The organism is Chitinasiproducens palmae, assembly GCF_900095735.1.
GTDB classification, from domain to species: Bacteria; Pseudomonadota; Gammaproteobacteria; order Burkholderiales; family Burkholderiaceae; genus Chitinasiproducens; species Chitinasiproducens palmae.
In genome coordinates this window covers 170002-194126 of record NZ_FNLO01000010.1, presented here as the reverse complement: position 1 = coordinate 194126, position 24125 = coordinate 170002, and the positions used below count along the sequence as shown (strand labels likewise).

Here is a 24125-nt window from a genome sequence, read left to right as displayed (position 1 = left end):
CGTGGTGGTGTAGTGGTGGTGTAGCGGTGGTGTAGCGGTACGCCGGCCCACCGATCGGCAAGTCAGCGACGTCCGGCTCAGCCGTCGCTTTGCGCGCTTGGCCTCGCCTGTCGTGGCATCGCGCGTTCATCGACGAGTAGGAAGGGTTGCACCGCTTGCACGACATTCGAGGCAGCCGTCGGCGCCGCGGTAGTAGGCGATCCCGTCGCGCGGTTTCGGACAGAGCGCGCTACGCTGCGCCGCCGATGGGTCACGGATACCTGACCGACCGCTGACCGATGTCTGACTGGTGCGTCATCGGCGCACGGCTGGCCCGTTTCCCATCCATCACCGATCCATCACCGATCCATGACCAGTCCGTTGCTTGCCGGTTGCCCGCTCTTCACCGAACCTTGACCGGCCATCAACTGGCCATTACCGGCCATTACCCGGCCATTACCCGCAGTCATGTTGAAGTGACGACAAAGTTGCACGGCCGGCGCACGCTCTGGCGTATCCTTTGTCGATCCACCGCAGAACGAAGACACGGAGAAAGAATCATGACGCTACGTCTTGGCGACACCGCACCCGACTTCGAGCAGGATTCGAGTCAGGGGCGCATCAAGTTCCATGAGTGGCTGGGAGACAGCTGGGGGGTGTTGTTCTCGCACCCGGCGGACTTCACGCCGGTCTGTACGACCGAGCTTGGCCTGACGGCGAAGCTGGCCGACGAATTCGAGAAGCGCAATGTGAAGACCATTGCGCTTTCGGTCGACACTGCGGACTCGCATCAGGACTGGATCAAGGACATCAACGAGACGCAGGCCGCATCGGTCGGGTTTCCGATCCTGGCGGACAAGGATCGGACGGTGTCCACGCTTTACGACATGATTCACCCGAACGCGAGCGAGACCGTGACTGTACGGTCGCTGTTCGTGATCGATCCGAAGAAGAAGGTGCGGCTGATCATCACCTATCCGGCGAGCACCGGTCGTAACTTCGATGAAGTGCTTCGCGTGATCGACTCGCTGCAACTGACCGATAGCCATTCGGTCGCCACTCCGGGTAACTGGAAGGATGGCGACGATGTCGTGATCGTCCCCTCGTTGAAGGACGAAGCGGTCATCAAGCAGAAGTTTCCGAAGGGCTACAAGGCGCTGCGCCCGTATCTGCGCATGACCCCGCAGCCCAACAAGTAAGCGGCGTCCGCCTCGACGCCACCAGTGCATTAGAGCGCGCGCAGCACCGCGCGCACGGGACTGGCGTCGAGCGATGCGAGCCGCAGGGGCAGGGCGATCAACTCGTAGTCCCCCGCAGGCACCTCGTCGAGCACGATGCCTTCGAGGATCGACATCCGATGGACCCGGACGCGGTGGTGCGAGTCCATGGTTTTCGATTCCTGTGGATCGAGCGATGGGGTGTCGATGCCGATCAGCTTCACGCCGCGGGCGTGCAGGATGTCGATGATTGCGGGGTCGACCGCGGTGAAATCGGAATCCCAGCGCTCGACCGGCGCCCGCTCGTAGGTGCGCAGCAACACGCGCTCGGGCACGTCGTCGAGTGCGTCGGCCAAGGCCTCGGCCCTGACCAGCGAGCCGGCGCCACGGCAGTCCACGACGCGGCATCTTCCTAGATAACGGTCCAGCGGAACCTCTCCGATCGGCATTCCGTCGCGGTCGTAGTGGAGCGGTGCGTCGGTGTGGGCACCGGTGTGCGGCGATAGCGTCAGGCGGGCGATGTTGACCGGCGAACCATTCTCGATACGCCACATCCGCTCGATTGCCACCGGTGTATCGCCTGGCCAGGTGGGAAAGCCGACGTCGATCGCCGGGCTGATGTCCCAGAGTGTCCTGCGCGTGGTTTGCGTTGTCATTGCCCTATCCCTGCCATCGGAAGTCGCCATCATAAAGCCTTGAACTGCGAGGTGGTCGAATGACGCGGCACGCCAATTGCCAACTAACCTGTTTATCGGACAAATCGCCGTGCCGCGCGCTGCGCCGCGTAATGGCACGCCAGTGAAGGAGGAAACGATGGAACAGAAGGAAGAAATCGCGACGCTCGGTGGCGGCTGTTTCTGGTGCACCGAGGCGGTATTTTTGGGCGTCAGGGGCGTACTGGACGTGGAGTCCGGCTACGCGGGCGGCCATATCGATCATCCGTCATACGAGGCCGTGTGCAACGGGACTACCGGCCATGCCGAGGTAGTGCGGGTCACCTTCGATCCGGCGCAGATCAGCTACCGCGACATCCTGCGCATCTTTTTCGCGACGCATGACCCGACGTCGCTGAACCGCCAGGGCAATGACGTCGGCACTCAGTATCGGTCGGTCGTGTTCACGCATACCGACGAGCAGGCAAGGGTTGCGCATGAAGTAATCGGCGAGCTGAACGAAGAGGGCGTGTTCGACGGACCCGTCGTGACGCAGGTCGAAGCATTGGCCGGCAATTATTTCAGGGCGGAAGCCTACCACCAGGACTACTACGCCAAGCACCCTAACCAGGGTTATTGCGCCTACGTGGTCGCACCGAAGGTGGCGAAGTTCCGCAAGCAGTTTGCGTCGCGACTTCGCTGAACCGGTCGCGCTGGCACGAGACGGGAAGTAGGAAAAGAGGCCGGGGCGCTTTCCATGCGCCGCGTGGCGGTCGCAGCGTCGTGCTGGTCGTTCTGATCTTGCGAGTTGCGCCGAGGGCTCGCGACGCTGACCAGCCGGTAATGCTGTCAGGCTGTCAGGCGCGGCTTGTCAGGCGCGGCTTGTCAGGCGCGGGCTGCCGCGGATGGCGCGGATGGCGCAGCCTATCGTTGGCCTGCCGTTGGCCCGTCGATGGACAAGCCCGGCGCGCCCGGCTTTGTGAACGGTGCTGGCCAAAAGGTCTCACCCTACCGTCCGGACGTGGCACGGTGGCACGGTGGCAAGGCGGCGTGCGGTGCGCGGGCAGGCCCAGGCGCTTTCCCGCCGCCGGCCACCGTCCGATGCGCCGTTCGTCCACCGCAAGCGGCTGAAATGCGCATCTCCAAGCCTGCGCTTACCGCAATACAGGCCACGGTCGGGCGTTCGCCGCCTGCCATCCGGCGCCGGTTGCGCTACGCGTTTGCAGCCTGGTCGAGCGCCGTCACGTTCGGCGCGACCGGTTCGTTGGCGGCGCTGGCGGCACTGGTGGCATTACAAACACTCGCGCGGTCGTACATATAGCGCCTCGACCACGGCAGGCCGCTGGCCAACTGACCGGCCTTGCGGCCGACGATCTGATAGATCGCGACGTCGTCGTGCTCGAAGGCGTAGGAGCAGCCCGCCAGATACACGCGCCAGATGCGGAACCGTTCCTCGTCGACCAGGCCGTGAATCGTTTCCGCATGGTCCTCGAAGTTCTCGGTCCACAGCGCCAGCGTACGGGCGTAATGGCGGCGCAGGTTCTCGACGTCGAACGCTTCCAGGCCACCCTGCTGCATTGCCTGCATGGCGAAACTGATGTGCGGCAGTTCGCCATCGGGAAACACGTATTTATCGATGAATTCGCCGCCGCCGTGCGAAGTCTCGCCGCTGTCCGGATCGGTGGACGTGATGCCATGGTTCATCACTACGCCATCGTCGGCCAGCAGCGCATTGATCTTCCCGAAATAGCCGGACAGATTCTTGCGTCCGACGTGCTCGAACATGCCGACGCTGGTGATGCGGTCGAACACGCCGTCGACATCTCGATAATCCTGCAGACGAATCTCGATCTTGTCCTGCAGGCCGGCCGCCTTGACGCGCGCGGTCGCGAGATCGAACTGGTTTTGCGACAGCGTGACGCCGACGCACTGCGCGCCATACTGCTGCGCGGCGCGAATCACGAGGGCGCCCCAGCCGCAGCCGATGTCGAGCAGACGATGTCCGGGGCGCAACTGGATCTTCGTCAGGATGTGGTCAAGCTTCTTGACTTGCGCGGTCGCCAGATCCTCGTCGCCGTTCTCGAAATACGCGCACGAATACACCATGTTCGGGTCGAGGAACTGTTCATAGAACGCGTTCGAGACGTCGTAGTGATACTGGATCGCCTTCTTGTCGCTGGCCTTCGAGTGGGTGAAATGGCGTGCCACCCGCGCCAGCTTGCTTGGCGTGGAGACAAAACCCCGGGCCAGCGCGTAGCCGATCTCGATGACGTCAGGCAGGCGTCCTTCGACATCCAGTTTGCCCTTCACGTAGGCTTCGCCCAGATTGTCCAGGCTCGGCTCCAGCAGCATCGGCACCGCGGCGGCGGAATTGACGCGCAGCGTCACGCGCGGCGCGTCGAACGTCCCGAAGTCGAACTGTTGACCGTTCCAGAGAACAAGACGCGCCGGGACGTTGGCATTGGCCCGCACCGCGTCGACCCAGTGCGCCAGTTTTTTCTCCCAAAACATTGTTATCTCCCAAGACATGCGGTTGGCCTGCCCGGCCGTTGAACACTCCGTCGCGCGGCGACGCGACCCCGCGCGCCGTACGTTGCGGCGCGGGATTCAGGGGGAGAGTCGCGACAGCGTCCACGATCCGTCCGCGTTGCGCGAATAGACCAGGCGATCGTGGAGCCGGGAAGGGCGGCCCTGCCAGAATTCGATGGTTTGAGGGGACAACTGATAACCGCCCCAGTGAGGCGGCCGTGGCGGGTCATCGCCGAAGCGGGCCTTGAACTCCCGTTCGCGCTGCTCGAGAGCGGCACGGTCGGCGACCGGCTGGCTCTGCTCGGACGCCCATGCGCCCAGACGCGATTCGACCGGCCGGGAGAAGAAATACTCGTCGCTGTCCTGGGCGCTGGTCTTTGCGACGGTGCCCTCGATACGCACTTGGCGTTCGAGGCCGACCCAATAAAAGGATAAGCTTGCGTGCGGGTTTTCCGCGAGATCGCGGCCCTTGCGGCTGTCGTAGTTCGTGAAGAAGCGGAAGCCGCCATCCACGATGCCTTTCAGCAGTACGATGCGCGCACTGGGCCGGCCGTCGCGGCTGGCGGTGGCCAACGTCATCGCGTTGGGATCGGGCAGTTCGCACGCCAGTACGTCGGCGAACCAATGTTCGAACTGCTGGATCGGATCGGACTGGACGTCCGCCTCCAGGAGAACCCCTTGTGCGTAGCTCCGACGCAGGTCTGCTAACTTGTCCACGATTGCTCACTGACGGTCAACGCTTGCAGTATAACCAAAGCAGGTAATTCTTGCGGATAGTCGATTCTTCGCGTTTCCTCCCGAAATAAAGGGCATTTACGCGATAACTTTCAAAATGTCAGAAAAACTTCCTGAAATCGGTGCGCTGGACGACGGTTTCGCGCCGGCCGTTGCCGGAGACGAACTGGCGCGCCGGTTCTCGGGCGTGGCTCGCCTGTATGGCGAGCCCGCCTACCGCGCCTTCCAAGCTGCGCGGGTTGCGGTGATCGGCATCGGCGGCGTCGGCTCGTGGACGGTCGAGGCACTGGCGCGCAGCGCCATCGGGCATCTGACCCTGTTCGATCTCGATCACGTCGCGCTCGGCAACACGAACCGGCAATTGCACGCACTCGATGGCAATTTCGGCAAGGCGAAGGTCGATGCGATGCGTGAACGCATCGCGCTGATCAACCCGTCGTGCCGGGTCGATGCCGTGGACGAATTCGTCGAGCCGGACACGGTCGAGGCGCTGCTCGGCGACGGCTACGACTTCATCGTCGATGCCATCGACGACAGCAAGGCGAAGGTTGCGCTACTGGCGTGGGCGGGCCGCCGTGGACAGGCCATCGTCACGGTCGGCGGCGCGGGCGGACAAGTCGATCCGACCCGGATCAGGGTGGACGATCTGGCGCGCACGGTTCAGGATCCGTTGCTCGCCAAGGTGCGCGGCCGTTTGCGGCGCGAGTATGGCTTTCCAGGGCCGAAGCGCGGCAAGATGGGAATTCGCGCCGTGTATTCGGATGAAGCGCTGCGCCAGCCGCCAGCCAGTGACAGTGACGCGCCGGTCGGCGCACGGCTGAATTGCGCCGGCTTCGGTTCCAGCGTGATCGTCACCGCCGCGTTCGGCTTCGTGGCCGCCGGCGAGGCGCTTCAAGCGATCGCGCAGTCAGCCGCGCAGTCAGCCGCGCAGTCAGCAGACTAGTCGGCCGCCTGGTCGGCCATCCAATAAGCGCATCCATCGCCCATGCCGGCAGAACGTGGCAGTCGACGACGCAGGGCGCCGGCTGAAACAGGTTGATATCGTGCTTTGCACCGGGACCGGCGCCGTGCGTGCCGCCGCCCGGGCCGTGGTGCCGCGCCTTGCAAGCGGTGCGTTATGCCCGTGGCTGGGCTTCAATAAAGCGTACTGGCCAGTTGCTTGCGCCACTTGCCGACCAGCGCGGGTTGGTCGGCAGCGAGTTCGAACACCGACAGCATCGTCTTGCGTCCGACGTCGTCCTGGTAGGTGCGATCGCGTTTGACGATTTCGAGCAACTGCGCCAGTGCCTCGTCGTAGCGGCTTGCCGCGATCAACGCATTGGCCAGGTCGAAGCGCGCCGCCAAGTCCGCCGGGTCTTGTTCGATCCGCGCGCGCAGCGCATCCGCGCCGGGCAGGTCGGCGCTGCGATCGACCGCGTCCAGTCGTGTCTTCAGCGCGTTGAAACGTGCATCGATGCCTTGCGTGGTCTTTGGCGACAGTTTGCCGACCTGCTCGCGCGCCTCGTCGTAGCGTTCATCCGCGAGCAGCCACTCGATCAGATCCAGGCGTGCATCGTCGAAGCCGTCGGCGAGGCCGAGCGCTTCGTGCAGCGCCGCGTAGGCGTCCTGCGGCCGGCCCTCGGCGCGCGCCTGTTGGGCGCGCTGCCGTGCAAGAACTTCGGGTGGCGGTAGCAGCCGCGCAATGAAGCGGCGCAACTCGCCCTCGGGCAACGCGCCGACGAATTGATCGACCGGACGGCCGCCGACGAAGGCCAGCACGAACGGAATGCTGCGCACCTGGAACTGTGCGGCCAACTCCGGGTTCTCGTCGGAATTCACCTTCACCAGCCGGAAGCGCCCCGCAAATTCGCTTTCCAGTCGTTCCAGCAACGGCCCGAGCGCTCGGCAGGGGCCGCACCAAGGCGCCCAGAAATCGACCAGTACCGGCAGTTGATGCGAGGCCGCGATGACGTCTGCCTCGAAAGTGTCCAACGTGGTGTCCATTTCTTTCTCCTTGCGAGCAAATCTACGCGTGGTTGCACGTAATTTCGAAAAATCATCTGGGGATGGTCCAGGCGATCTCAACCGTCCCCGATGTTCCGCGCGGCGCGCTCGCCCTGCGCAAGGCGCGCATTCGTGGCAATAAGCCTTCCTGCGCAGGCGTTTAGCTCGGTCGCACCGGCCATGCGTCGGTAGCGTCGTCTGGCGCGTCGGCTGCCGGCGTTCGGGCAGGCATGAGTCATGCGTGCCTGAGTCGGAGCGAGGCAATCATGTCGGGGTTGCGCGCCGCGGTGTGGAACGCGGCGTCGACACCCTCACGAGCATCGTGATCGCTTTTCGAAGCAACTCGACATCTGGAGTACGTTGATATGAACAAACTGTTGATCGCACTGTCCGCCACCCTGTTCGCTGGCTCCGCTTTCGCACAAGCGACCCAGTCGCCGGCAGCCGACACGTCGGCTTCGGCCCCGGCGGCGATCGCACCGGCGGCCCCGACGGGCAGCACCCACAAGAGCAAGTCGCATCGTCACATGAAGCATTCGGACACGACCAGCACGAACTCGGCTGCTGGCGCGGGCAACAACGGCGCGTCGAGCGTCGATCCGGCCAACAAGTAAGACGATCGGTCGCTCACGCGTCGATGCCCGCCCGGTGAAGCCTGCCGGGCGCGGATGAGAAAACGGTCTGCCTCGGCAGACCGTTTTTCGTTTCAGCGGGTCATGCGGTCAGGCCTATTTGCCCCAGCTGTCCTTCAACGAGACGGCACGATTGAACACCGGGCGTCCGGGCGCCGAGTCGCGGCGGTCGGCAACGAAGTAACCGTGGCGCTCGAACTGTACGCGCGCCTCGGCCGCCAGCGCGCCTGCGGACGGCTCGACGAACGCTCGTACCGTGCGCTTCGCATTCGGATTGAGCGCTTGCAGGAAGTCGCGGCCGCCGGCGTCGGGCTGCGGCTCGGCGAACAGACGATCGTACAGACGCACCTCGGCGGCGACCGCGTCGGTCGCGCTGACCCAATGGATGTTGCCTTTCACCTTGTAGGTGTTGGCACCTTCGGTACCGGATTTGCTGTCGGGGAAATAGCGGCAACGGACCGCCACGACGTTGCCGTCGGCGTCCTTGTCCGCGCCGATGCATTCGATCACGAAGCCGTAGCGCAGTCTGACCTTGTTGCCGGGGAACAAACGGAAATAGCCCTTTGGCGGCGTTTCCGTGAAGTCGTCCCGCTCGATCCAGAGTTCGCGGGTGAACACGAAGTCGCGCTGTCCGCGTTCCGGATGATGCGGATGCACCGGCGCGCTGCACGGCTCGCGGCCGTCTTCCGGGAAGTTCTCGACGATCAGCTTGAGCGGATCGAGAACCGCGATCGCTCGCGGGGCGACCGGATCCAGGTCGTCGCGCAACGCCTGTTCGAGCGTGCTCATGTCGATCCACGAATCCGCTTTCGAGACGCCGATGCGATCGCAGAACAGCTGGATCGCCGACGGCGTGTAACCGCGGCGACGCAGGCCGATGATGGTCGGCAGGCGCGGGTCGTCCCAGGCGTCGACGTGGCCTTCCTGCACGAGCTGGATCAGCTTGCGCTTGCTGGTGATCGCATAGGTCAGCTTGAGACGGGCAAATTCGATCTGCTGCGGCAGCGGCCGCGCGAACTGTCCGGCTTCCGCGAGCCGGTCGAGGAACCAGTCGTACAGCGGCCGGTGGTCCTCGAATTCCAGCGTACAAAGCGAGTGCGTGATGTTCTCGAGCGCGTCCGACACGCAGTGCGTGAAGTCGTACATCGGATAGACGCACCAGGCATCACCGGTGCGGTGATGGTGCGCGTGGCGAATCCGATAGATGACCGGGTCGCGCATATTGATGTTCGGCGAGGCCATGTCGATCTTGGCACGCAGCACATGCTCGCCGTCGGCGAACTCGCCCGCCCGCATGCGCGCGAACAGGTCGAGGTTTTCGGCGGGCGTGCGGTCGCGGAACGGCGACGGCTTGCCGGGCTCGGTCAGCGAACCGCGCGCGGCCCGCATCTCGTCGGCGCTCTGGCTGTCGACATAGGCGTGGCCGCGTTCGATCAGCAGGCACGCGAAACCGTACAGCTTCTCGAAATAGTCGCTTGCGTAGTACAGGTGCGCGTTGCCGTCCTTCTCCCACGAGAAGCCAAGCCACTGTACCGCGTCGATGATCGAGTCGACGTACTCGGTGCTTTCCTTTTCGGGATTCGTATCGTCGAAGCGCAGGTGGCAAACGCCGCCGTAGTCGCGCGCCAGTCCGAAATTCACATGGATGCTTTTCGCATGACCCACGTGCAGATAGCCGTTCGGCTCCGGCGGGAACCGCGTCTCGACGCGACCCTGCCATTTGCCGGTCCGCGCGTCCTCGTCGATGATGTTCCGGATGAAATTCGACGCGACGACCGCGTCGTTGGTTGGGGTGCTCATACGCTCAGGCTGTCTCTTCAATGGCGCGCGATGGAGCGGCGATTCTACCGCACGCCAGGGGCCGCCTGCGGCATGCCGCCGTTCGATGCCGCCGTTCGATCCGGTCGGCGGGCGGGCGCCGCGCCGCGGAGCCGGGTCTTGCCGATTTGCATCAGCTGTAACGTCGCGTAAAACCGTGGCCGCGCCGCGCACCGATGCCGCTACACTCGGCGTGGAATTTGCAAAGCATGCGCCGCGCGGACTGCGCGGCCCCAGGAAGGAAAAAAAGATGAATCAGCACGGCTCCCGCACCATTGCTTCTCAGACGCGCAAGCGCGGCGTGCGCGCCGCATTACGCCGCGCCGCCATCGGCCTGGTGGCGGTCGGTGTGCTGGCACAGGCGGGCGGTTGCGCATCGATGAGCCGCTCGCAGAAGGGCGCGGCAGTGGGCGCGGCGGCGGGCGGCGCGCTGGGCTACGTGCTGACCGGCGGTCCGATCGGAACCATCGGCGGTGCGGTGGTGGGCGGCGCGATCGGCGCGCATCGCTGACCCGCCAGCCGTTCCTGACTCGATGCGACGCCTCCGACGCAGTCGGCGTTCGCTGCAGCGCAGGTCGAACACAGCTCGAACGCAGCGCGAAGTCTGATCGAAGCGCCGTTGCACTGCGGTGTCCGTCGATGAGCGCCCAGCCGACGCGCGCTCCCGCATCGCCCCGATCTCGTTGCGATCGCTGTCCGTCGCTGTCCTTCCTTGTCCTTCCCGTCCCGTCGCTGTCTGTTGCCGTCCGTCCCGCGTCCCGTGTGCCGTTTTCATGCGTTCGCGGCCGGCGTCGGGACCATTGCCACTTGCCGAAACGGGCCTGCTGTCGGCAAGATAGCCGACGGCCCATTCCGGGCGCACGGGAGAGGACAGCGTGAGCGAGATGACGCGTGACACGGGACGAATCGGAATCTGGCGGCGGTTGCGCGGCTGGGCGGCAAGCGGCGCGCTGACACTCGCCTTTCTGCCGCTGCCCGATCTGGCGCTGGCGAAGAGTCCGCCAACGCCGGTTCTGGACGCCGGCGCAGTGGCCGCCGCGGACCGTTACGCGGCCACCACGGCGGCGCAAATCATGAAGGCCGGCGGCAATGCGGTCGACGCCGCGGTTGCGATGGCGTTCTCGCTGGCGGTTACCTATCCGGAGGCGGGCAATATCGGCGGCGGCGGCTTCATGACGCTCTACGTCGACGGCAAGCCCTATTTCCTTGATTATCGGGAACGCGCGCCGGTCGCCGCGACGCGCGACATGTACCTCGATGCAAAGGGTGAGGTCGTGAAGGACATGAGCCTGGTCGGCTATCGCGCCGCCGGCGTGCCCGGCACGGTCGACGGCATGTGGCAGGCGCACCGCCGCTTTGGGCGCCTGCCGTGGAAAGCGGTGCTGGCGCCGGCCGTTGCGCTGGCGCGCGACGGCTTCGTGGTCGATGCGCAACTGATCGAGCGGCGTGACGCGGCGCTGAAGACCTTCGCCGGGCGCACGAACTTCGCCGTGTACTTCGGCGGCATGCGCGAGGGGCAGGTGTTCCGCCAGCCAGAACTGGCGAGCACGCTCGAACGGATCGCCAACGATGGCGCCCAGGATTTCTATCGCGGCAAGACCGCCGACCTGATCGAGCAGGCGATGCGCGGCCATGGCCTGATCGACCGGCGCGACCTGGCGAACTACAAGGCCGTCTGGCGGGCACCGATCCAGGCAAGCTGGCAGGGCTACGACGTGATCACGGCGCCGCCGCCGAGCTCGGGCGGCATCGGGCTGGTGCAGCTGCTGAAGATGAAGGCGGCGCGCGCGGCCGATTTCCAGAACGTCGAGCTGAATTCGCCGCAGTACATCCACTTGCTCGCCGAGATCGAGAAGCGCGTGTTCGCGGATCGCGCGCAGTACCTGGGCGACCCGGACGCCTACAAGGTGCCGGTCGCACGGCTCACCGACGACGCCTACATCGCGCGTCGGGCCGCCGAAGTGCGCCCGGACGCCATCAGCCCGACGCGCGACGTTCAGCCGGGCCTGGGCACCGCGATGCCCGAGCGCGCCGAAACCACGCACTTCTCGGTGGTCGACAAGTGGGGCAACGCGGTCTCGAACACCTATACGATCAACGGCTATTTCGGCGCCGGCGTGATCGTCTCGGGCGCGGGCTTCCTGCTCAACGACGAGATGGACGATTTCTCCGCCAAGACCGGCGTGCCGAACATGTTTGGCGTGGTGGGCAGCGATGCCAACGCGATCGCGCCCGGCAAGCGGCCGCTCTCGTCGATGACGCCGACGATCCTGACGCGGGACGGCCGGGTTGCGCTGGTCGTCGGCACGCCCGGCGGTTCGCGCATCTTCACGACGATCTTCCAGGTGGTGACGAACCTCTACGACTTCCACCTGCCGCTCGCGCAGGCGGTGGCCGCGATGCGCTTCCATCACCAGTTGCTGCCAGAGAACACGTTGTACTTCGAGCCGTACATGCCAGCTACTGGCGCGCTCGCCGAAGCGTTGAAGACGCGCGGCTACGTGCTGCAGAGCCAGGCCTTCAATGGCGACGTGGAGGCGATCCAGGTGCTGGAGCGCACGCCGCTGCCGGTCGCCGATCCGCGTGGACGGGGCGTGACGCTGACCATCCGCTGAGCGTCGGCCCCCGGGGTCCGGACTGTCTGCGGCGCGTATGCGGGCCGCTGTGCCGCCGATGGGCGGGTTTTCGCGGCCAGTGTTCAGGCCCATTGCGGGCCTGGATGCGGGCCCATGGGCGCGCTCTGCGCGGCTCGTTCCCTGCGGCGCCGCCGACCGGCCGCTCGCCCTCGGTCGGCCCTCGGTTGGCCCTCGGTCGGTGTTTCCCCGCCGACGCCAGCCGATGACGGCTTGGCCGGCGGGGCGGCGCACGACCACCGGCAAGGCAGCGGGCGCGCGGGCCGGCGCGACTATCGGTAAGGCGCCAGGCGGCGCGTCTCGACGGCGCGCCGGGACCGCGCTGGCGGCAGCCGCCGCAGCGGGGCAGCACCGCAAGCTCGGCCGACCGTGGCCTGGCTCGGCATGACGTTCCGGCAGCCTGGCATGGCCCGCCGACCCGGCGGCACCGCCATCTCTTATAATCGAGCGTTTGCCGGCATTCGCCGGTGCATTGCCAGGGCTCCCCCCAGCCGACCGAACGCCATGAAAGCCGCCGAGATTCGCGATAAATTCCTGCAGTTCTTTGCTTCGCAGGGGCACACGATCGTCCGATCGTCCAGCCTCGTGCCGAACAACGACCCGACCTTGCTGTTCACCAACTCCGGGATGGTGCAGTTCAAGGACGTGTTCCTCGGCGTCGACAAGCGTCCCTATAGCCGTGCGACCAGCGCCCAGCGCAGCGTCCGCGCGGGCGGCAAGCACAACGACCTGGAGAACGTCGGCTACACGGCGCGCCACCATACGTTCTTCGAGATGCTCGGCAACTTCTCGTTCGGCGACTATTTCAAGCGTGACGCGATCCGCTATGCGTGGACACTGCTGACCGAGGTCTACCGGCTGCCGGCCGACAAGCTGTGGGTGACGGTCTACCACGAGGATGACGAAGCCTACGACCTGTGGGCCAAGGAAATCGGCGTGCCGACCGAGCGGATCATCCGCATCGGCGACAACAAGGGCGCGCGCTACGCATCGGACAATTTCTGGCAGATGGGCGATACGGGTCCGTGCGGTCCTTGCTCGGAAGTGTTCTACGATCATGGCCCGGACGTGTGGGGCGGGCCGCCGGGATCCCCGGAAGAAGACGGCGACCGCTACATCGAGATCTGGAATCTCGTGTTCATGCAGTTCAACCGCGACGCGACCGGCACGCTGACGCCGCTGCCGAAGCCCTGCGTCGATACCGGCATGGGACTGGAGCGCATCGCCGCGGTGCTGCAGCATGTGCACAGCAACTACGAGATCGACCTGTTCCAGCGGCTGATTCGCGCGGCGGCGCGCGAGACCGGCATCGACGATCTCGGCAACAACTCGCTGAAGGTCATTGCCGACCACATCCGGGCGTGCTCGTTCCTGATCGTCGATGGCGTGATCCCGGGCAACGAGGGACGCGGCTACGTGCTGCGCCGCATCGTGCGTCGTGCGATCCGTCACGGCTACAAGCTGGGCCGCAAGCAGCCATTCTTCCATCGTCTGGTCGACGACCTGGTCGAGGAAATGGGCGGCGCTTATCCGGAACTCGCCGATGCGCGCGCCCGCGTGACCGACATCCTGCGCCAGGAGGAAACCCGTTTCTTCGAAACGATCGAGCACGGCATGTCGATCCTCGAAAACGCCATCGCGGACATCGAGACGGCGAGCACGGCGCAGCCGGATGCGCCGCGGCAGCTCGCTGGCGATGTGGCGTTCAAGCTGCATGACACCTACGGCTTCCCGCTCGATCTCACTGCCGACGTGTGCCGCGAGCGCGGCCTGAGCGTCGACGAAGTGGCCTTCGATGCCGCCATGGCGCGGCAACGCGACCAGGCGCGCGCCGCCGGCAAGTTCAAGATGGCGCAGGGTCTCGAATATCGCGGCGACAAGACCGCATTCACCGGTTACGAAGCGATCGTCGCCGACGACGTTTCGGTCGTGGCGCTATATGTCGACGGCACGGCCGCCCAGCAGGTGCAAGCCGGCCAGGACGCGGTCGTGGTGCTCGACCGCACCCCGTTCTACGCGGAGTCGGGCGGCCAGGCCGGCGACCAGGGCGTGATCGCGGCCGACGGCGTGCGCTTCGCGGTCCGCGACACGCTCAAGGTAATGGCCGACGTGGTCGGCCACCATGGCCGGGTCGAGCAGGGCACGCTGCGCGTGGGCGATGTGGTGAAGGCGGAGGTCGACGCGATGCGCCGGGCCCGCACCGCGCGCAACCACTCGGCAACGCACCTGATGCACAAGGCCTTGCGCGACGTGCTCGGCACACACGTGCAGCAGAAAGGATCGCTGGTCGATCCGGAGCGCACCCGTTTCGACTTTGCGCACCACGGTCCGCTGAGCGCGGACGAAATCACGCGCGTCGAAGCGCTGGTCAACGCCGAGGTGCTTGCCAATTCGCCGGCCCAGATCCGCACGATGGACTTCGACGACGCGGTGAAGAGCGGGGCGATGGCGCTGTTCGGGGAGAAGTACGCCGACACCGTGCGCGTGCTCGACCTGGGCTCCTCGCGCGAACTGTGCGGCGGCACGCACGTGTCCCGCACCGGCGACATCGGCCTGTTCAAGATCGTCGCGGAAAGCGGCGTGGCGGCCGGCATTCGCCGGGTGGAAGCGATCACCGGCGACAACGCGGTGCGCTACGTGCAGGAACTCGACAGCCGACTCGGGCAGGCGGCGGCGGCACTGAAGGTTCAGCCGACCGAAATCGCGCCGCGTATCGCGCAGTTGCAGGAACAGCTTCGCACGCTCGAAAAATCCCTCGCGCAACTGCAGTCGAAGGCGGCGGCGAGCCGCGGCGACGAACTGCTTGCCGGTGCGGTCGACGTTGGCGGCCTCAAGGTGCTGGCTGCCTCGGTCGACGGCGTGGATCCGAAGTCGCTGCGGGAAATGGTCGACCGCCTGAAGGACAAGCTCGGCCGCGCGGCCATCGTGCTGGCGACAGTCAGCAACGACAAGGTCAGCCTCGTCGCCGGCGTCACCGCGCCGGATAACGGCACGGTGAAAGCGGGCGAGCTGGTGAACTTCGTCGCGCAGCGCGTCGGCGGCAAGGGCGGCGGCCGAGCCGACATGGCGCAGGCCGGCGGTACCGATGCAAGCGGGCTGGCCGCTGCGTTGACCGACGTGCCGGGCTGGGTCGGCGAACGGTTGCGCTGAGCGCGGGCGGCGCGCGGCGCCGCTCGAATCACGCTCGCTCTGATCAACGGGCCGCGGCGCGGCCTGCACCGAAGAAAGGCGGACGATGCAGCACTTTGCCTCAGACAACTACGCCGGCATCTGCCCGGAAGCGCTGGACTACATGGTCCAATGCAACGGCAGCGGCCACGAGCAGGCCTACGGCGATGACCGATGGACGGCACGTGTATGCGACCGCATCCGCGCTCTGTTCGAGCACGACTGCGAAGTGTTCTTTGTCTTCAACGGCACCGCAGCCAATTCGTTGGCGCTCGCTTCGCTGTGCCAGTCGTATCACTCGGTGATCTGCCACGAGCTTGCACACGTGGAGACCGACGAATGCGGCGGGCCGGAATTCTTCTCGAATGGCTCCAAGCTGCTGACGGTGAAGGGCGACAACGGCAAGCTGACGCCCGACGCGGTCGAGCGCACGATCACCCGGCGCAGCGACATGCATCACCCGCGCCCTCGTGTGGTCACCCTCACGCAGGCGACCGAGGTGGGCACCGTGTACCGGCCCGGCGAGGTCGGCGCGATCGCCGAGGTCGCGAAGCGGCACGGCCTGAAAGTGCACATGGACGGTGCCCGGTTCGCGAACGCGGTGGCGAGTCTCGCCGTGCACCCGGCCGATATCACATGGCGCGCCGGCGTCGACGTGCTGTGCTTCGGCGGCACGAAGAACGGTCTGGCGGTCGGTGAAGCGGTGGTGTTTTTCGACAGGGCATTGGCCACCGAATTCCAGTACCGGGTCAAGCAAGCCGGCCAGTTGGCGTCGAAGATGCGCTTCATCTCAGCGCCGTGGCTCGGGCTGCTCGACAACGACGTCTGGCTGCGCAACGCGCGTCATTCGAATGCGATGGCGCGTCTGCTCGCCGACCGGCTGCGCACGATCCCGGGCGTGCGTATCGTTTTCCCGACCGAGGCGAATGCGGTTTTCGCCGAATTTCCGCCGCAGGCGGCCGATGCGCTGCGTGCGTCGGGGTGGCGCTTCTACGACTTCATCGGTGCGGGCGGCGCGCGTCTGATGTGCGCGTGGGATACTGAGGCCGAGACGGTCGAACGCTTTGCCGCCGAGCTGCGCACGTTTTGCCAGGCGGCCTGACGCGCGTCGCGCGCGAAGCGGCCGCTGCCTTGCCGTCAGTGCGTTGCCGCCACTGCGTTGTTGCCGCTCTCTCGCCGGTGTTTCGGCGCGGGGCCTGCGCACGCACGGCTTGCACTGCCCGCCGACGCGTGTTGCGCGTCGTGACCGTGAGCGATGGATCCAGACAATTACAGCCAGCAGAAAGACGATGATCGAGGTTAGCAAGGAAGTCGACGCACGCGGCCTGAACTGTCCGCTGCCGATCCTGCGCGCGAAGAAGGCGCTTGCGGACATGGACAGCGGTCAGGTGCTGCGTGTGCTCGCCACGGACCCCGGTTCGCAGCGCGATTTCGCTGCGTTCGCGAAACAGACGGGCAATCAGATTGTCGAGTCCTCTGTCGAGGACAAGGTGTTCGTGTTCCTGATGCGGCGGCGCTAGCCGCAAGCCCGGCAGGCGGCGCGTCGCCTTGGCACGCGCCGCCTGCCGGGCGCATGGCATCGACGGCGCGCCCGGCGCCCCCGGCCGGGGCGCCACCGTGACGTTGCGGTCAACATTGCGGTCGACATCGCGGTCCGCTGCGGGGTCGACGCCAACGGCAAAGCCGGCATCGAAACCAAGGTCGGCCGCCAGGCGCGCAACCCGTGCCTGGGTCGCGCGCCGCTCAATGTCGCTCAGGCGTCGGTGGCCATTGCCGGATCGCTGACCGAGTGCTCGCCGGTTTCGACGCGTCCTGCGAAGCGCCGCAGGAACGTGGCGTCGTGGCTGCACTTCACTTCGAAGTCGTACCAGCGGCCACTGTCGGCCAGTTCCCAATGCAGCGACTGCTCGCCGCCCGCCGGCACGGTCACGGTCCACGGACCGTCGTCCCGATATACCGGCGCGGCCACCGTGAACGTGCATTCGGCCGTGCCGCTGTTGATCAGATCCGCGTACACATTCCCGTTCGCAATGTCATAGCAGACACGGATTTCCGCTTGCACGTGCGTGTCGGCCAGCCGCGCGGTGTCGCCGACGAAGTGACGGTGATAGCCGTTCGGGCCGAGCACCCACAGATCGTAGCGCCCGAGCGAATCGGCAGCGGCGTTCCAGGTGTCGTCGAGCGTCTTGTCGGCCTCGACGACGTAGCGTCGCGGCAGCCGATCGAGATGATGGCGATCGTACACATGGAACACCGCGGCCTGCTTGCCGGTGTTCGCGAACAGCAGCTTGACCGTGCCGCTGGCGTCGCAACGCGCGCTGGTGTGCAGTTCGTACGGCAGCGCGCGCGAAGGACGCGTACCGCTCGCCTGGATCGGCAGCTGCACGTCGCTGGGCAGCGGCATTGCCGGCAGCGCTTCCTGACGCGCGCGCAGTTGGTCCGCGGCGGCTCGCGAGAGTCGCCCGGCAAGCTTGGGCAGCACCTCGTCGTTCGGCGTCGCGAAATTGAAGGCGCTGGTGAGGTCGCCGCAGATCGCCCTGCGGTACGGGCTGATGTGCGGCTCCTGCACGCCGAAGCGGGCTTCGAGGAAGCGCAGCACCGACGTATGGTCGAAGACCTGCGAATCGACCCAGCCGCCGCGGCTCCACGGCGAGATCACGAACAACGGCACGCGCGGCCCGGGCCCGAACACGCGGCCGTCCGGCGCCGGCTGGCTGGTGCTGCCGTCGGGCGGCGGCTGCGTGAAGTACTCCGCCGCCATGTCCGTCTCGGACAGGGTGCTCCTGCCCGCCAGGCTCAGGTCCGCATTGCGCGACGGCGCGGACGGCGAGGGGACATGGTCGAAGTAGCCATCGTTCTCGTCGAAGTTGACCAGCAGAACCGTCTTGCTCCATACCTCCGGTACGGCGGTGAGCGCGTCGAGGACTTCCTGGATGAACCAGGCGCCTTGCACCGGACTGGACGGGCCCGGGTGTTCGCAATAGATCGACGGGGCGTTCAGCCAGCTCACCTGCGGCAGCTTGCCCTCGCGGATGTCGCGCCGGAAAGCATCGAGATAGGTGTCGGGCGTGGTGCCGGGCAGCGTGTTGGCGACGCCCTTGTACAGCGGCTGACGCGCGTTGTCGGTGCTGCGGTCGTACGCGTGGTAGGGCAGCGCCTGTCCAGTGTCCGCATACGGCGAATTCGGCTCGCCGCCGCTGGAAACCGGGAAACCGGATGCGAGGTTGGCGGCACGGAACTGGCGGAACGCGCCCAACATGTTGTCGCCCCATTCGTCCGGCATGTTCTGGTAGCAGATCCAGTCGATACCGGCATCCTCGAGCCGCTCCGCGTAGGTCTTCCACGAGTATCCGACCGCGTCCGAGCCGGGCGTGCCGCTGATCCAGTCCCATTCGTTGTTCACATACGCGACGTTCTGCGCGGTCGGTCCGTTGGTGCCGGTCAGGTGAACCGTGCGATTCGCATCGGTGCCGGTATGCATCGCGCAGTGATAGGCGTCGCAGAGGGTGAACGCGTTGGCCAACGCGAACTGGAACGGGATTTCCTGCTCCTTGAAGTAGCCCATCGACGTGTCGGTCTTGTAGCGCGGCCACTGAGCGATGCGGCCGTGGTCCCAGGCCTGCTGACTGTCGACCCACGAGTGCGGCGTGCCGCTGCTGCGCTGCGCGTTGTTGGCGGTTCCGTCCAGATGGTAGGGCGTGAGCAGCGCGCCGTTGCTGCGCTCCTGCTGCCACACCTTGCGGCCGTTGGGCATCGGTATCGGGAAGCGGTCACCGAAGCCGCGTACGCCCTTCAGCGTGCCGAAGTAATGGTCGAACGACCGGTTTTCCTGCATCAGGATCACGACGTGTTCGACGTCCTTGATCGTACCGGTTGCGTTGTTCGCGGGGATCGCGAGCGCCTTGCGGATGCTCAGCGGGAAAGCGGCCAGCGCGGCGGCGGCGAGGCCGGCGCCGGTGGCGGATTGCAGGAATTGGCGACGAGAGGTCATTGTTTTTGCTTGTCCGGTGGCGGCGTGAGCGGCGGCGTCAGGTCAGGGGGCGCAGCGCATCTGCGGTGCCGGCGCACTGCCCGGCTGCTCGTTTCCTGGTGTCGTGCCAGGCGTGGTGCCCGTGCCGGGCGCGGTCGGCGATGACGTGTGGTCGCCGCCGCAAGCGGTCAGCAGGCTCGCCAGCGCGAGCGGCCCGGCGAGCATGGCCAGGCGGCTCAGCAGAGGTAGCGGTTTGGACATGGGGATAGCCTTGCGTGATGGGAAGCGCGCCGCGCCGGTGTCCCGGATGCGCGCTGCGGCAAGGCTAAACAGCGGAAGTGACAAGCAAATGAAAGAATCGCGAGGGGGCGCTTCCGGCGCCTCGACCTTCGGCGGCACGACACCGCTGCTCGCAGTGGCGCCATGCAGACCGCTTACCAGACGTAGGTGGCGCGTCCGATCACGTTGCGGCGCAGGCCATACGCACAATAGTTGGCCGCTTGGCAGTTGACGTAGACGCGATCGAACAGATTGGCCGCGTTGACCGAGAAGCGCCAGTGACGATCCAGGTCGAGATGCAGCGCAGCGTCGACCAGCGTGACCGACGGCATCCGTACGGTATTCGCGCTGTCGCCGTATTGCCGTCCGATGTAGCGGACCCCGGCGCCGACGCCGAAGCCGGCGAACAACCCTTGCGACAACGTCTTGTCCAGCCAGGCGCTGACGGTGTTGCGCGGGACGTTGACCGCGCGATTGCCGGCGAAGCCCTGATCGCTTGCGGTGATCGTGCCGTCCATATAGCTGTACGATGCGGTCGCCTTCAGGCCGGTGCCCAGGTCCAGCACGCCCGACAGCTCGACGCCCTTGACCCGCTGCGCACCGGTCTGCACCACGAAGCTTCCGTCCGGGTGCAGGTAGTCCGGCTCTGTCACGTTTTTTTGCAGCGTGTCGTAGAGGGACAGCATCGCAAAACTGCTCTGGCCAGGCGGTTGATATTTGATGCCGGCCTCCACGCTCTGCCCGGTAGTCGGCTTGAGTGCGGCGCCGTTGTAGGTGCTGCCCAAGCCGGGCTGGAACGACGTCGCGTAGCTGAGGTAGGGCGCGAAGCCGTTGTCGAACAGGTACACCAGCCCCGCGCGCCAGGTCAGGCGTCGGGCTGTATTTTCCTGGGTCGTGACATTGGCGAGGCGGTCGTACTCGTCGGTTCTGGCCCAGTCCTGTCTGACGCCGAAGGTGGCGACCCATTTGCCCAAGCGCAGTTGATCCTGCGCATACAGGCCGGTCTGGTTCAAATGGTGGGTGACGCTGTAGTCGACCCCGCCGTATTCGATCGCGCCGCCGTACGATGGCCGATAGAGATTGAGCGATGGCACGGAGAGCGCATCGTTTTCCGCCCAACGATCGATCGAGCGCAGGTAGTCCAGCCCAAGCAGAACCGTGTGGCGCAGCGGCCCGGTATCGAATTTGAACTGCGCCTGGTTGTCGATCGCAAAGATGTCGGCACTCGCCTTGGCGGCGAAGCCGTACCGGTCGATGGTCTCGAAGTCGTCCTGTAGACCCGCGTTCCCCACTACGTCCTCATTCAGTGCCACATGGGTGTAGCGGGCGCGTTGCCGGACCGTGACCGTGTCGCTGAAGCGGTGTTCGAATTCGTAGCCGATCGCGCTTTCGGCACGACGGACCGTATTGTGCTCCGGCTCGCCGTCGAACAGGCCAGTGCCGATGCGGCCGCGCGCAGTCGGATAGAGCGTGCCATCGGCCGGAAGATCGGCGCTCGGGTAACCGCTGCGACGGTAGCTGAAGTGCGACAGCAGCGTGAACGTGGTGTCGGCCGAGGGCTGCCAGGTCAGCGATGGCGCCACGTAGACACGCTTGTCCTGATAATAATCCTGCTGCGAACCGCTGCTGCCGAGCGCGGCGGTGAACCGGTACAGCAGGCGGGCATCCTGCGTGACCGGACCGCTCAGGTCGAGGCGGCCACCGACGTTGCCGTAGCTGCCGGACTCCACGGAGATTTCGTGTAGCGCCTCGCGCGTCGGACGCTTCGTTACCAGGTTGACCATGCCGCCCGGTACCGTCTGGCCGTACAGCACCGATGCGGGCCCATGCAGGACATCGATGCGTTCGAGTGCATACGGGTCGACCGCGGGCGCCAGCAACGTGAAGAAGGTTTCGGTTGCCAGCCCGTCGATGAACGGAAACTGGTTTGGAAAGCCGCGCACCACGAAGTAGTCGATTGTCGTGTTCAGTCCGCCGAACTGCTCGCCGATCACGCCTGGTGTGTAGCGCAGCGCCTGTCCGATCGACTGAACTTCCTGGTCGCGCATCTGCTCCGCAGTGACCACCGAGATCGCCTGCGGAATCTCCGCGAGCGGCGTGTCGGTCTTGCTGCCGGTCGCGCTGCGCGCGGCGGTGTAGCCGATGCCCGGCCCCACGGACGTGGCGGGATCGCTGCGGCCGCTGACGGTCACCGCCGGCAGCGCACTGAGGCTGTCATCGACGGTCCCGCTCGAAGGTTGGGCCGCTGCCGTGCCGGCCAGCAGGCCGGCTGCAAGCACGACATACCGCGACGCCCGGGCGCCGAGCGGGGGAGGGTTGCCGCAGTGTGTCGGCGTTGCGCGTGGCTTGCGGCCGACGTGTTTTGCCAGTTTGGCCTTTGCTCGCGCAGGCGAAGCGCCGCCCCGTGCTTCCCGCGCCCCGATTTTTCGCATGGTTGATTTCTGTTCCCGTGACCTCGGCGGCGACATTCGATCGCGTCGCTCACCGTCGCAATATAATGAGAAGCATTTCCAAAAAAGGCCGGCATGCGGCCGCGCGAAATGTTGAGCGAGCATACTGCTGACGGGAACGAGACGTACTGCCATCAAATTGCTCGAACGGGACGATTTGTTGCCGGTTTGCGATGGAACAGATTGAAATAGAGCAAGAGCGTCCATTGTGGCGTGACCGCTACGCGCCGATTCGCACCGATGCCGACGTACCGGTAGTCGGTCGGCAGTGGGAATACGAGAGCGGTTTTCGCGAACTGTGGCACGCGCACGACGAAGGACAACTGATCTACGTCACGCGCGGCGTGCTGCGCGTGCTGACGGTGGACGGCATCTGGACGCTCGCGCCGTTTCAGGGCATCTGGTTGCCTGCTGCCGCGCTGCACGAGTTGCACGCGATCGGCGAAGTGACGGTGCGGACCGCTTATGTGCACAGCGACGCCACGTTCCAGAACGGCGGATGGCGCAGTTGCCGGGCGTTACGCGTCGATGCATTGCTCGACGCATTGCTCGTTGCGTTGACCGACGGGGCGGACTGCGATGCGAGCCAGCGCTTCGATTTGATGCTGGCCTTGTTCAGGCTCGAACTGGCCAGGGCCGTGCCGATCTCCAGTGGCACGCTGTCACTGCCGAGCGACCGGCGCTTGCGCGCGATTTGCCAGCAGATGCTCGCCGCGCCAGACAACAATGACACGATCGAGCGTTGGAGCGAGCGCGTCGGTGCCAGTGCGCGCACGCTGGCCCGGCTTTTTCGGGAGGAGACGGGCCTGAGTTTCGGCCAGTGGCGTCAGCAGCTGCGCTTGACGGAGGCGATTGCCCGACTGGCATTGGGCATGCCGGTCGCGACGATCGCCGCGGAGCTGGGATACCAAAGTTCCAGCGCCTTCATCTCGATGTTCAGAAAGACACTCGGCGAGACCCCGCAGCGCTACTTGAGGCGGCAGGACGTCGGCTGACGAACGCGTCGGTGAAGAACGCGTCGGTGAAGAACGGGTCGGTGAAGCACGCGTCGGTGGGGCACACGACAGGGCGGCGACCCGAGCGGGTGCCGCCTGGGAAAGCGCATGGAGCCGGGACACGCTGGGCGCAGTGTCCCGGCGCGCCGTTCACTCTTCGAGGATCGGCGAACGGGTACGCAGGTACTCGTCGAACTCGTCCTTCACTTCCGGGTGACGCAGCGCGAATTCCACCGTTGCCTTCAGATAGCCGATCTTGCTGCCGCAGTCGAAGCGCGTGCCATGGTACTTGTAGGCGAGCACTTGCTCGTCGGCGAGCAGAGCCTGAATCGCGTCGGTGAGCTGGTATTCGCCGCCCGCGCCGGTCTTCAGGTTGCGGATATGCTGGAAAATGCGCGGCTTCAACACGTAGCGGCCGACCACGCCCAGCGTGGAAGGTGCCACGTCGGGCTTCGGTTTCTCGACGATGCCCGACAGCTTGATGATGTTGTCTTCCCACTCCTTGCCATCGACGATGCCGTAGGACGCAGTCTCGTCGCGCGGGATGTCCTCAACGCCGATGACGGAGCTGTGGTAGTGATCGAACACCTCGACCATCTGCGTCAGCACCGGCGGCTTGCCGTACAGCAGGTCGTCCGCCAGGATCACCGCGAACGGATTGTCGCCCACCAGCTTTTCCGCGCACAGCACCGCGTGGCCCAGGCCGAGGGCCTCCGGTTGCCGCACATAGAAGCAATCGACATTGGCCGGCTTGATCTTGCGCACCAGGTCAAGCAGCTTTTCCTTGCCGCGCGCCTCGAGTTCCGCTTCGATCTCGTACGACTTGTCGAAATGGTCCTCGATCGCCCGCTTGCTGCGGCCGGTCACGAAGATCATCTCGGTAATTCCCGCGGCGATCGCTTCCTCGACGGCATATTGGATCAAGGGCTTGTCCACCACCGGCAGCATCTCTTTGGGGCTGGCCTTCGTCGCCGGCAGGAACCGGGTACCGAGTCCCGCTACAGGGAAGACGGCTTTTGTTACTTTTAGCATGGCGAGAACCTCGATCGGTTGGATGCTGAGTGTTGTTCTAGTACGGCAGTGC

Annotated in this window: 19 protein-coding genes; 10 read left to right on the top strand and 9 right to left on the bottom strand. The window is 65.7% G+C overall.

Going from position 1 to position 24125, the window contains the following annotated elements; translation table 11 throughout:
- The first annotated feature begins 539 nt into the window (after positions 1 to 539).
- Positions 540 to 1178, top strand: coding sequence for a peroxiredoxin (locus BLU54_RS16655; protein ID WP_091910839.1), 639 nt, complete (start codon positions 540 to 542; stop codon positions 1176 to 1178).
- A gap of 29 nt (positions 1179 to 1207) precedes the next feature.
- On the opposite strand, the gene kynB is transcribed toward BLU54_RS16655, so the two are convergent.
- Entirely contained in the window at positions 1208 to 1852 is a 645-nt protein-coding gene (gene kynB / locus BLU54_RS16650; protein ID WP_091910837.1) for an arylformamidase, read from the bottom strand.
- Between the two features lie 157 nt (positions 1853 to 2009).
- Between kynB and msrA the strand changes: the two genes are divergently transcribed.
- Entirely contained in the window at positions 2010 to 2552 is a 543-nt protein-coding gene (msrA, locus tag BLU54_RS16645; protein ID WP_091910985.1) for a peptide-methionine (S)-S-oxide reductase MsrA, read from the top strand.
- Between the two features lie 509 nt (positions 2553 to 3061).
- On the opposite strand, the gene BLU54_RS16640 is transcribed toward msrA, so the two are convergent.
- Positions 3062 to 4360, bottom strand: a complete 1299-nt coding sequence (locus BLU54_RS16640; protein ID WP_091910835.1) for an SAM-dependent methyltransferase — start codon at positions 4358 to 4360, stop codon at positions 3062 to 3064.
- A gap of 96 nt (positions 4361 to 4456) precedes the next feature.
- Positions 4457 to 5095, bottom strand: a complete 639-nt coding sequence (gene pdxH / locus BLU54_RS16635; protein ID WP_091910833.1) for a pyridoxamine 5'-phosphate oxidase — start codon at positions 5093 to 5095, stop codon at positions 4457 to 4459.
- A gap of 115 nt (positions 5096 to 5210) precedes the next feature.
- Between pdxH and BLU54_RS16630 the strand changes: the two genes are divergently transcribed.
- Complete coding sequence (locus BLU54_RS16630) at positions 5211 to 6056, top strand: tRNA threonylcarbamoyladenosine dehydratase (protein WP_091910830.1); 846 nt, start codon at positions 5211 to 5213, stop codon at positions 6054 to 6056.
- Positions 6057 to 6247: 191 nt separating this feature from the next.
- Here the strand turns inward: BLU54_RS16630 and trxA are convergent, their stop codons facing one another.
- Positions 6248 to 7096 carry a thioredoxin gene (trxA, locus tag BLU54_RS16625; protein ID WP_091910827.1) on the bottom strand — a complete coding sequence of 283 codons (849 nt, stop codon included), beginning with the start codon at positions 7094 to 7096 and terminating at the stop codon, positions 6248 to 6250.
- Between the two features lie 365 nt (positions 7097 to 7461).
- Here trxA and BLU54_RS16620 point away from each other — a divergent pair, with 365 nt between their 5' ends.
- Positions 7462 to 7710, top strand: a complete 249-nt coding sequence (locus BLU54_RS16620; RefSeq protein ID WP_091910825.1) for a hypothetical protein — start codon at positions 7462 to 7464, stop codon at positions 7708 to 7710.
- Positions 7711 to 7824: 114 nt separating this feature from the next.
- Here BLU54_RS16620 and BLU54_RS16615 read toward each other — a convergent pair whose 3' ends face one another.
- The gene (locus BLU54_RS16615) at positions 7825 to 9528 is read right to left on the bottom strand and encodes a glutamine--tRNA ligase/YqeY domain fusion protein (RefSeq protein ID WP_091910823.1); all 1704 of its coding nucleotides are present in this window, start codon (positions 9526 to 9528) and stop codon (positions 7825 to 7827) included.
- 268 nt (positions 9529 to 9796) lie between these two features.
- Between BLU54_RS16615 and BLU54_RS16610 the strand changes: the two genes are divergently transcribed.
- From BLU54_RS16610 to BLU54_RS16590, 5 genes are all read left to right on the top strand, one after another.
- Positions 9797 to 10057 carry a hypothetical protein gene (locus tag BLU54_RS16610; protein ID WP_235837998.1) on the top strand — a complete coding sequence of 87 codons (261 nt, stop codon included), beginning with the start codon at positions 9797 to 9799 and terminating at the stop codon, positions 10055 to 10057.
- A gap of 373 nt (positions 10058 to 10430) precedes the next feature.
- Positions 10431 to 12161, top strand: coding sequence for a gamma-glutamyltransferase (gene ggt / locus BLU54_RS16605; RefSeq protein ID WP_091910820.1), 1731 nt, complete (start codon positions 10431 to 10433; stop codon positions 12159 to 12161).
- A 522-nt stretch (positions 12162 to 12683) separates the two neighbouring features.
- On the top strand, positions 12684 to 15329 hold the full coding sequence (gene alaS, locus BLU54_RS16600) for an alanine--tRNA ligase (RefSeq protein ID WP_091910818.1): 2646 nt from the start codon (positions 12684 to 12686) through the stop codon (positions 15327 to 15329).
- An 85-nt stretch (positions 15330 to 15414) separates the two neighbouring features.
- On the top strand, positions 15415 to 16449 hold the full coding sequence (locus BLU54_RS16595; protein WP_091910816.1) for a threonine aldolase family protein: 1035 nt from the start codon (positions 15415 to 15417) through the stop codon (positions 16447 to 16449).
- A 190-nt stretch (positions 16450 to 16639) separates the two neighbouring features.
- Positions 16640 to 16867, top strand: coding sequence for a sulfurtransferase TusA family protein (locus tag BLU54_RS16590; RefSeq protein ID WP_091910981.1), 228 nt, complete (start codon positions 16640 to 16642; stop codon positions 16865 to 16867).
- A 233-nt stretch (positions 16868 to 17100) separates the two neighbouring features.
- On the opposite strand, the gene BLU54_RS16585 is transcribed toward BLU54_RS16590, so the two are convergent.
- From BLU54_RS16585 to BLU54_RS16580, 3 genes are all read right to left on the bottom strand, one after another.
- Positions 17101 to 19338 carry a phosphocholine-specific phospholipase C gene (locus BLU54_RS16585; RefSeq protein WP_091910814.1) on the bottom strand — a complete coding sequence of 746 codons (2238 nt, stop codon included), beginning with the start codon at positions 19336 to 19338 and terminating at the stop codon, positions 17101 to 17103.
- Positions 19339 to 19380: 42 nt separating this feature from the next.
- Entirely contained in the window at positions 19381 to 19578 is a 198-nt protein-coding gene (locus tag BLU54_RS23440) for a hypothetical protein (protein ID WP_235837997.1), read from the bottom strand.
- A 173-nt stretch (positions 19579 to 19751) separates the two neighbouring features.
- Positions 19752 to 22028 (bottom strand): TonB-dependent siderophore receptor, encoded by a 2277-nt coding sequence (locus BLU54_RS16580; RefSeq protein WP_211435369.1) that lies wholly within the window; start codon positions 22026 to 22028, stop codon positions 19752 to 19754.
- A 191-nt stretch (positions 22029 to 22219) separates the two neighbouring features.
- Here BLU54_RS16580 and BLU54_RS23435 point away from each other — a divergent pair, with 191 nt between their 5' ends.
- Positions 22220 to 23041 (top strand): AraC family transcriptional regulator, encoded by an 822-nt coding sequence (locus tag BLU54_RS23435; protein WP_139169731.1) that lies wholly within the window; start codon positions 22220 to 22222, stop codon positions 23039 to 23041.
- Between the two features lie 150 nt (positions 23042 to 23191).
- Here the strand turns inward: BLU54_RS23435 and galU are convergent, their stop codons facing one another.
- Positions 23192 to 24073 carry a UTP--glucose-1-phosphate uridylyltransferase GalU gene (gene galU / locus BLU54_RS16565; protein ID WP_091910809.1) on the bottom strand — a complete coding sequence of 294 codons (882 nt, stop codon included), beginning with the start codon at positions 24071 to 24073 and terminating at the stop codon, positions 23192 to 23194.
- Between the last annotated feature and the right edge of the window lie 52 nt (positions 24074 to 24125).